The sequence below is a fragment of the Lactococcus sp. UBA7128 genome (assembly GCF_002492185.1).
Classification (GTDB): domain Bacteria; phylum Bacillota; class Bacilli; order Lactobacillales; family Streptococcaceae; genus Lactococcus; species Lactococcus muris.
Map to the genome: position 1 here is coordinate 19,638 of NZ_DKXK01000016.1, position 9,739 is coordinate 29,376.

Annotated in this window: 8 protein-coding genes; all 8 read right to left on the reverse strand. The window is 41.2% G+C overall.

Annotation, left to right across the window (positions count from 1 at the left end; all coding sequences use genetic code 11):
* Positions 1–69: 69 nt before the first annotated feature.
* The 8 genes from iolG to B4H39_RS01950 all read right to left on the reverse strand — a co-directional run bounded on the left by iolG (position 70) and on the right by B4H39_RS01950 (position 9,593).
* On the reverse strand, positions 70–1,062 hold the full coding sequence (gene iolG / locus B4H39_RS01915; protein ID WP_251420824.1) for an inositol 2-dehydrogenase: 993 nt from the start codon (positions 1,060–1,062) through the stop codon (positions 70–72).
* Between the two features lie 46 nt (positions 1,063–1,108).
* Positions 1,109–3,025: a 3D-(3,5/4)-trihydroxycyclohexane-1,2-dione acylhydrolase (decyclizing) gene (gene iolD, locus B4H39_RS01920; RefSeq protein ID WP_251420822.1), complete on the reverse strand. Its 1,917-nt coding sequence runs from the start codon at positions 3,023–3,025 to the stop codon at positions 1,109–1,111.
* Positions 3,018–3,359 carry a PTS cellobiose transporter subunit IIC gene (locus tag B4H39_RS01925; RefSeq protein WP_286927479.1) on the reverse strand — a complete coding sequence of 114 codons (342 nt, stop codon included), beginning with the start codon at positions 3,357–3,359 and terminating at the stop codon, positions 3,018–3,020. Before B4H39_RS01925 ends, iolD begins: the two co-directional genes overlap by 8 nt.
* A 137-nt stretch (positions 3,360–3,496) precedes the next feature.
* Positions 3,497–5,104, reverse strand: coding sequence for a solute:sodium symporter family transporter (locus B4H39_RS01930; protein WP_251420817.1), 1,608 nt, complete (start codon positions 5,102–5,104; stop codon positions 3,497–3,499).
* A 144-nt stretch (positions 5,105–5,248) separates the two neighbouring features.
* Positions 5,249–6,130 (reverse strand): myo-inosose-2 dehydratase, encoded by an 882-nt coding sequence (iolE, locus tag B4H39_RS01935; RefSeq protein ID WP_251420815.1) that lies wholly within the window; start codon positions 6,128–6,130, stop codon positions 5,249–5,251.
* Between the two features lie 217 nt (positions 6,131–6,347).
* Complete coding sequence (iolC, locus tag B4H39_RS01940; RefSeq protein WP_251420813.1) at positions 6,348–7,307, reverse strand: 5-dehydro-2-deoxygluconokinase; 960 nt, start codon at positions 7,305–7,307, stop codon at positions 6,348–6,350.
* A gap of 11 nt (positions 7,308–7,318) precedes the next feature.
* Positions 7,319–8,140 (reverse strand): 5-deoxy-glucuronate isomerase, encoded by an 822-nt coding sequence (gene iolB, locus B4H39_RS01945; RefSeq protein WP_251420811.1) that lies wholly within the window; start codon positions 8,138–8,140, stop codon positions 7,319–7,321.
* Positions 8,133–9,593, reverse strand: a complete 1,461-nt coding sequence (locus B4H39_RS01950) for a CoA-acylating methylmalonate-semialdehyde dehydrogenase (RefSeq protein ID WP_251420809.1) — start codon at positions 9,591–9,593, stop codon at positions 8,133–8,135. The genes iolB and B4H39_RS01950 overlap by 8 nt, the downstream gene beginning before the upstream one ends.
* Between the last annotated feature and the right edge of the window lie 146 nt (positions 9,594–9,739).

Consider the following 9,739-nt stretch of genomic DNA (forward strand, 5'->3'; position numbering starts at 1 on the left):
CACCTCTTTTATGAAATTTTTATAGAAAAAGAATACATAGCTCATCATGTATTTCACCAGTCTCTTGATTCAGGAATTGCTTAGAACTACAGTCGAGCCAATCTGGTAAGACTTTTGGGCAGCTTGAGCAATTTTAACAGCCATAATGCCGTCTTCCATCGTACAAACTACTGGGCTCTCATCAAGGATAGACTTGGCAAAATAGGTCAGTTCTGTATCGTAAGACTTCAGATAACGTTCCAAGAAAAAATGCTGAGGTTTCTCAGAGAACACCCCTGCCTTGGAAGAAAGTACAGTATTACTTTCCAGATGATTATCATTCTGTAACATCCCTTTAGACCCAAAAACTTCAATGCGTTGATCATAGCCATAGACAGCCTGACGACTATTATCAATTACACCAATAGCACCATTTTCAAAGGTTAAAGTTATGATTGCCGTATCTACGTCACCATATGTTGTGATAGCAGGCTCTACCAGAGCAGCTGCCTGCACAAAGATTGACTTCACCTCTCCAAACATGTAGCGAGCCATATCAAAGTCGTGAATCGTCATATCCATAAAGAGACCACCCGATTTTTCTACGTACTCAATGGGAGGCATACCCGGGTCACGGGAGGTAATTTTAAGAATCTGTGGCTCACCAATTTCACTGATACGTGACTTTATAGCCAAGAAATCGTCATCAAAGCGGCGGTTGAATCCTGTTTGCATGATAACCCCTGACTTTCTCACTGCTTCATAAGCCTTTAGGCTTTCCTTCATGCTAGAGCCTAGCGGTTTTTCGCAAAAAACATGCTTGCCTGCTTCAGCTGCTGCCTTAATCTGCATCGGGTGAAGTGAGGTTGGTGTTCCAATCAAAACTGCATCTACATCTGGGTTAGCCAGTACCTCTGCATACTCGGACACAAAAGAAATCTCTGGGTATTCCGTCTCAAAATCATCTGGTTTGACGATATCACAAACCATAATAACATTATAATAAGGCGATGCTACAAGATTTTTCATGTGGACACGCCCAATGCGACCATAGGAGATGATAGCGATATTTACTTTTTTCATTTGGATAAATTCTCTTTCTTTTTTGTAGAACTACTTGCTTGTACAACTAGTAAGGGCGAGCTTTTTTTCTTTCTTTAGCCCTTTGGTCCGATATTTTTTGAGCTTGAAGATTATTGGAGCACTCTGAATACCCTACATTCCACCATGAACCCACATTGTCGCTTGACATGGTCTTTGGCAGAACCTTGATGTCAAATAAGGTGGAAAATCGTTGTTCCTTGCTGTCTTCAAGTGCCGTTTTAAGTTCTTCTAGGGTACGAATCCGATAGGTTTTTGCCCCATATCCTGCCGCAACTGCAGCATAATCGATGTTCATAATTTGATTGTCATGCGTGAGTCGTTCTGTTCCTTGCGAAATCAAACCATGCTCCATTTGCAGGTTATTAATCGAGCCAAAACCACCATTATCAAAAAGCAGGATATTGATTTTTTTGTCATACTGTAAAGCTGTTACCAATTCGCTGTGAAGCATGAGAAAGGAACCATCTCCCACGAGTGCATAGCTTTCAGCTTCGGGATTTGCCAGCTTAACCCCTAAGCTCCCCGCAATTTCGTAACCCATTGTTGAGTAACCATATTCTAAGTGATTTGTATTTTCACTCTTGGACCACCAAAGTCTCTGAAATTCCGCTGGTAAAGAACCTGCTGCGGTTACGATAGTAGCCTTATCATCAACAAAGTCATTAATAGTCAAGAAGACTTCTGTCTGGGTGAGCGCTGTTCCCAAAATTTCACTGTATTTTTTTAGATAATCATGTGAAAAGTGCCCAGCTATTTCTGGTTCAAAGAAAGTCTTGGTAAAATGCAATTTTCCTAAGCGCTCTCGTTCAAGCTGCCACTCATATTTCCACTTGAAAATGTCATCGCCCCATGCTGTTTCATAACCCGCGAGCAAAACATGTAGCTGTGTCAAGGCTGTTTTAGCATCGGCGACAATCTGAAACGCATCAAATTTGTAGGCTTGATAACGATTGACATTAATGTTAATAAATTTAGCTCTAGCAAAGTCATAAATGGTTTTTGAGGCTGTCAAAAAGTCGGAGTAATGAGTACCTACACCAATGATCAGGTCTGCCTGCATAACGGCTTTATTAGCGGCTGACGTCCCCAAAACACCCGTTCCTCCCAAATTATACCTGTAATCTGACTTCAGTGTAGACTGACCGGCATGAGTCATGACCAAGGGAATATGGTAATCATCAGCCATAACTTTAAGAACTTCCTGTGCTCCAGAATATTTTGCTCCGCCACCTACGATAATAACAGGCTTTTGTGCTGCTTGAATCAAGCGCACTGCTTCTTCTAGCTCACGCTCAACAGCAGGGCGACGATCCAGATAGTGGACGCGCTTATCAAAGAAAGTGATGGGATAGTCATAAGCCATCCCTTCTACATCTTGAGGCAAGCTGATCGTTACAGGGCCTGCATTATCCCAAGAAGTCAGAACCTCAAAACCTCGAATCAAGGCGCTCATCAGCTGCTCTGGTCGTTCTATTTTATCCCAGTATTTTGAGACTGGTTTGAAAGCATCATTGGTCGTAATGCCGATAGATAAAGGGTTTTCGAATTGCTGTAAGACAGGATCTGGCTGTCTTGTTGACCAAACGTCTGCTGGCAATAAAAGAACGGGTAAATTGTTGGCATAAGCTGTAGCTGCTGCAGTAATCATATTGGCAGAACCGGGACCTGACGAGGCAGAAACAGCATAAATCTTACGCCGGAGCTTCTGTTTTGCAAAAGCAATTGCTGCAAGAGCCATACCTTGCTCATTTTTACCGCTATAAGACTTAAGATGTCCAGGGTTTTGTTCCATGGCTTCACCTAGCCCCAAAACAATCCCGTGACCATAAATATGAAAGAGACCTTCAACAAAGGGTTCTTCCTTACCGTCAATGGAGATATACTGTTGATTGAGAAACTTGACCAAAGCTTGCGCGGTCGTTAATCGGATGGTTTTACTCATTTTGAAAAAGACTCCTGTCTTCATTTTTAACTGCCTCATGCAAGATATGAGGGACATTCATGTATTGGAAATCCTGGTCAGAAATCGTTTTGACTTGCGTATGTTTAGCGTATTTCTGAATCAGTTTCCCAATTGTTTCTTTATAACGATGAACTTGCGGTGTAAAAAGTAAGATATCATATTCCTTTTTCGACAATTTTTCCTCCAATGATGGCAGTGCTGCATAGTCGATATCAACATTTAATTTTTCACTTTCAATTTCTTGGGCAAGCTTGTAAAGGAAGGAACTAGCAGTAATTCCCGTTTCACAGATAACTAATAATGATTTATTCATAAACTCTTTCCTTATGCATTTTGTTATGCTATTTTTCGCAGATGTCCGCTTATCTAAAAGTCTGATGATTTTCATCAGTTTTTTGGAAAAACGCACATCTTACTGATGGAATGGCAATTTTGTTCCAAGGCTAGTTTTTATCCAATACCCCAAGGTGAGAAAAAGGCATAAGTAATAAGGACAACACCAATGACCAAAGCGCCAACCCACTTGCCATGTTTCCACGCTTCCATATCCACTTTGGCAGAGCTGAAGCTGTCCAAGATAAATTCACCTTCGCCTTTAACTTTAGGAAGGACCCACATCAAGAAAGCTTCTACAAAGAAAAGGAGTGAGAGAATATAGAGGAAATTAATTTGTGAGAAGAAAAACGTTGCAATTCCGTACATGATAACGTGTACAGCAAAGACAATTTTGGCTGTGTAAGCAGTGGCATGCTTAGACCAGAAAGCAAAGAGGATGAGAATCAACAATGGGATATTATAAATGCCGTTGAATTTCTGAATGAAGGTATAGAGACCATCTGGAGCATAAGTAATAAATGGCGCTACCAAGATGCAAAGAACTCCAGCCACAACTGTTGTGACTTTACCACTGCGTGCCACTTGGGCATCTGTTGCTTTTTTATTGAAGACCCCTTTGTAAAAATCCAATGAAGCCAAAGTGACAAGTGAATTCAGGGCACCGGCAAAGGAGGAGAGGACTGAACCTAGAAGGATAGCTCCATAAACACCAAAGAGAGCTTTGGGTAAGAGTTCCACCAACATGTGTGGATAAGAAGAATCTGGATGCGAGAGAAATTGATTGCCGAACATATGACGCGCGATAACTCCAGGAAAAACCAAGAAAAGCGCACCGAATATTTTATAAACTCCCAAAATCATTGTCCCTTTTTGTGCCTCTTTAAGTGATTTTGCTGCGAAAGCTTTCTGAACAATCATCTGGTTGGTACACCAGAAGTATAAGTTGTTAAATAACATGCCTGTAAACAGTGTCGGCCAAGGGACATGTTGCGAGTCAATAGCGCCGATTGAATTCAGAAGACCATTAAAAGGAGTATCGTAAACAATAAATTCAATCCCTCTTAGGAAAGAGCCCTCCCCCACGAACATGAGACCCAAAATCGGTACTGCCAAGCCTCCTATCAAAAAACCGACAGAATAAATTGTATCAGAGTGGGCAGTCAAAGCTAAGCCACCCATCAAGAGATAGGCAATGGCGACAAGACCAACGATAATGCAGATGGCGACAACCGCAACAATGGTTGGTACACCAAACATCAAATCCACGTGGAAGATTTCATTAAATACAAGGGCTCCAGAGTACAAAAGTACCGGCAAAAATGAAGCCACATAGGTGAAAATAAACATTCCAGAAATGGTACGCTTGATTGTGGTATCATATCGCATTTCTAAAAAGTCAGGAATTGTATCAATTCCGTACTTGAAATAACGCGGTAGAAAAATCAAACCCAGAGCTACAATGGCAATGGCCGAAGTAACCTCCCAAGCCATAACTTGCATCCCCGTCACGTAAGACTGACCATTCAGCCCGACCAACTGATCCGTAGAAAGATTGGTTAGGATAATCGCACCGGCCACATTGACAGCTCCCAACGAGCGCCCACCCATAAAATAGCCTTCCGAGGTTTTGATATTGACTTCTTTTCTGGACTTTCGATAAGAATAAATCCAGATGGCCGCCACAATCACAATGAAGCTGCCAACTGTCCAAGCTACATTCATTTAAAACTCCTTACTTAATGATTTTTGAAAGCATAACTTAAAATGCTTCGCTTATGTTACTGTTCTTTTTAAAATCATTTGCCTTAACTTTTTCCTTAAAACGGAAAACTCTGCTGTCTCTTGTCTTTACAGACACGGAAATTCCTAAAGACCAGTAATTTGATTCATGTATTCACGGGCCATTTTGGCATAAAGGAATGGATTGGCTTGGGTAGGGTCTTGCTCAGCCTCAACCATAATCCAACCTTGATAATCGCTTGTGTGGATCGCATGCCAAATAGGTTCAAAGTCAATCATACCATCGCCAGGCACTGTAAAGACACCCGCTTTAACACCCTGAAGAAAAGAGGAGTGCTCTGACTTTACGTTATTCATCCGTTCTTCTCGTATGTCTTTAAAGTGAATATGCTTAATTCGATTGGCGTATTTATTGTAGATATAAAGTGGATCTTCACCTGAGAAAACCAGATGACCTGTGTCAAACAAAAGCGACACTTTATCTGGTTGAGTTTCTTCCATGAGGCGCTCGATTTCTGCAGTCGTTTGGATACAGGTGCCCATATGATGATGGAAGACAATTTCCATCTCTTTCTCATGAGCCATGTTCCCTAATTTTTCTAGTCCAGTCGTCAAGAGGTGCCATTCTTCTTCCGAAAAAGTCGGCTTCTCATCATATATGGGCCTGTCCAAGCATTGAATAGAATGCCCCTGTTCTGAAACGACGATAACTTTCGAACCCATGGCATGTAAGAAATCGAGTTTAAGTTTGAAAGCCTTTGCTGTTTCTTCAAAAGGTTTGGTAGTCAAAAAAGCTGAAAACCAACCAGAAGCAATAGACATGCCTCGAGGTTCTAAGTGAGAATGTAGCTCAACTGGGTTTTTAGGATATTTATTTCCTATTTCTGTTCCTGTAAAGCCTGCCAGGGCCATTTCCGAAAGGGCCTGTTGGAAAGTATTTTCTGCGCCTAATTCAGGCAGGTCATCATTTGTCCAACCAATGGGACAGATGCCGAGATTGATAGTCATTGAGAATCCTCCTCCTTTTAAAAGCTATGCCTATCTGCTTGAAAGTGATGAAAAGTCAGAAATAAAGGTTTTTGCAAAACTACTGAAACCGGCAAGAAATCATGAAAACAAAAGATGAATTCACTTGACAGCAGCCTCTTTTTCACTCCCTTTTCAGATATTCAATGTGATTGGGTTAAAAGTAAGTCAATAAGTTTTACGGTAAAAATAGGCTAAATTAGTCTTGTGCAGCAATCAATGCTTTAATCTCCTCAAGCGTAGGCATAGCTTCAGAGGAAGAATGCTTACTGACCACAATGGCCGCTGCGGCTGCACCATATTTAAGGGCAGTTTTTATGCTCTCCCCTTTTCGGAGAGCCGTGATAAAGGCCGCTGCATAAGAATCACCAGCTCCAAAAGTCTTCATCACTTTTGCCTTGTACGCTTTACCTTTGATAATATTACCGTTTTTTTCATAGGCAAATGAGCCTTCAACGCCATGCTTTATCACTATCAACTCTGGGCGGTATTTGAAGAGCTCACTCACAGTAGCTTGATTTTCTCCTCCTTGTTTGTTTTCTAACACGTCAAACTCATCACGAGTACCAATCAAAATGTCTGATTGTTGGGCGACAAGTTGATAGTAAATAGCGGTTTCTTCACGAGAATACCATGTGTATTCTCTGTAATCTAACTCCATGATAACGGGAATCTCATTTTTTCGAGCCAGCAAAAGTGCTTTTAAAGCCGCCTCGCGAGAAGGACTTTGTGCAAGAGCCGTTCCAGAAATTAAAAGATAATGGGTCTGCTTGATATAATCCTCAAAAATTTCTTCCGGGCTCAAATACAAATCTGCCACATCTTGCCGATACATGAGGATATTGGATTCGGAAGGGCTTAGAATTTCAGTAAATGCAAGACCCGACTTGTGTCCTTCCTTGTCAATCACAACGCCTCTTGTATCCACATCTTTCTCTTCCAAATAGTTCATGATAAAACGACCATGTTGATCATCCGAAAGCTTGCCGATAAAGCCCGTTTTAAGTCCCATTTTTCTCGCACCGATGACGATATTTGCAGGAGAACCACCCACGTATTTTTTAAAGTTTTTTGTTTTCTCCATCGGTTGATGAAGTTCAACGGCATTTAAATCAATTGCTGCACGTCCAACAGCGATAATATCAAATTTCTTTTTCATATCTTTTCCTTTTAGTCGCGTTTAGCAATCCACTCATGGTCAGGAGCATTGTGAAACTTCCAGAGTTTATGAGGTCCAGCCATAACATTCAAGTAATAGGACTCATAGCCATCAGGCACAGCTACAGGGTGATAACCACGAGGAACTTGTACCATCTCCTCGTTATAAACCGTCATAGTTTCATCAATCAGATGGTCATCCGTATAGACGCGCTGGAAGGCAAAACCCTTATCTTCTTTAACTTCATGATAATAAGCTTCCTCAAGATACGTTTCGTGTGGCAGGTTCTCCCTATCGTGACGATGAGGCGGGTAGGAAGACCAATTGGCCTGAGGCGTGTAGACTTCAACCAAGAGCAGTTTTTCAGATATAGGACTCTGATCATCTAGGATATTCTGTACATGTCTCTGGTTATTGTATTTACCACGTTCTTCAGCTGAATTGGCTCTTGCGGGCACAAAACAAGTTTTTCGTCTTGTGTCTTTAGTGGGTGACATCGCAATCATAACTTTGCCCGGCTTTGTTGCTGTAATGCTGATTGTTTTTCCGTTGGGAATATAAACACTGTCTGTAGGAATTTTTTCAAATACAGAACAGCGTGTCCCCATATTTTCAAACTTTTCGGTTCCATCTGAAACAGTGTATTGTCCAGTTATGGCGATAACTACAGCTTCCTTGTCTACGAGAGGAAGGCTATAAGTACCACTCACAGCCATGCGGAAAACTTGCACTTCAATATAGTCAAAGTGACTATTTTCTCTAGAAATATAATGAAGGAGCTCAACTTTATCGTTGATTTGAAAGCCAATTTTTTTGTTTTTTAAATTAACCATGCGAGATATCCTCTTTTGGGAAACGAGCGGTGACAACCTTACGATGGGTATAGAACTCTATCGCATCCTTGCCGTTAGCGTGTAAGTCACCGTAAAAACTATCCTTCCAACCAGAAAAAGCAAAGAATGAGACAGGAGCAGGAACGCCAAGATTAATACCAAGCATTCCTGCATCAATATTTTCACGGAAGTAACGAATAGCACTTGCGTTGTTGGTATAAAGACATGCACCATTAGCCAGAGTGTGAGAGTTGGCCAGTTCAATTCCCTCTCTGAGTCCTTTAATCTTGTTTACAGATAGAACTGGTGCAAAGATTTCATCTTTCCAGATCATCATATCTTGAGTCACATTTTCAAAAATTGTTGGAGCTATAAAGTACCCTTTATCAAAGTGCTGTTCACGGCCATCCAGTCTAAGTACCGCTCCTTCTTCTACCCCTTTGTTAATGTAGTTGACAGTTCGCATCCGACTTTCCTTACGAATAAGTGGACCGAGGAAAGTATCTTTATCCATACCGTTTCCGATTTTAATATTTTGTGCAGCTCTGACTAGCTTGTCTATAAATTCATCATAAATTTCTTCTTCAACACCAATCACAGCAGCTGCCATACAGCGCTCGCCTGCTGATCCAAAAGCTGCTGTAATCACATTTTTTATAGCATTTTCTATATTGGCATCTTTCAAAATCAAGGTGTGATTTTTTGCTCCTGTCAGAGCTTGGACCCGTTTAAGATTCGCTGTTCCTGTTTTATAGACATATTCACCAACCTTTTGCGATCCCACAAAGGAAATAGCTTTGACAGCTCTGTGCTCCAAGAGTCCATTGACTACATCGTGTGCACCATTCACGATATTGAAGACACCATCAGGCAAGCCTGCTTCTTGGAGAAGAGTTGCTAAATGTGCAGCCAAAAGGGGTGTTTTTTCAGAAGGTTTGAGAACAAAGGTGTTGCCCAGCACGATAGCTAGTGGAAACATCCAGCAAGGAACCATCATGGGAAAGTTGAAGGGGGCTATCCCTCCCACTACTCCAATCGGATACTTATAATTAATAGCTTCAACGTCTGTGGCAACAGCACTCAAGGTCTCTCCCATCATCAGCGATGGTGCTGCAGCTGCAAATTCAACACTCTCGATTCCACGCTGAACCTCACCTAAAGCTTCTGCTAGCGCTTTACCGTTTTCCTTGGTAATCAGTTCAGCTAAGATTTTTTTATCACGGATAAGCAGTTCATGGAATGTAAACATAATTCTTGCCCTTTTTAAGACATCTACTTGTGCCCATGATTTAAAAGATTCCTCAGCTATGTCTACCGCTGCCTCTAATTCTGATTGGGTTGAATGTGGGACTTCAGCTAAGATTTCCTCTGTAGCTGGGTTATAAACAGGCTCATGGAACGTCGCAGTTGACTCCAACCATCGCCCACCAACAAAATTTTTTACTCTTGCCATTTTCCCTCCGACTATGGTTTAACTATTTTAAAATTGTAAACCCTTTCTTTTTTCTGACATCATTTTACCTTATGGAAAATACTTTGTCAAGACTTTTTGGTTATATATTGAATATTTTTTGATTAACTTTTGGCGTTTTTCTATTA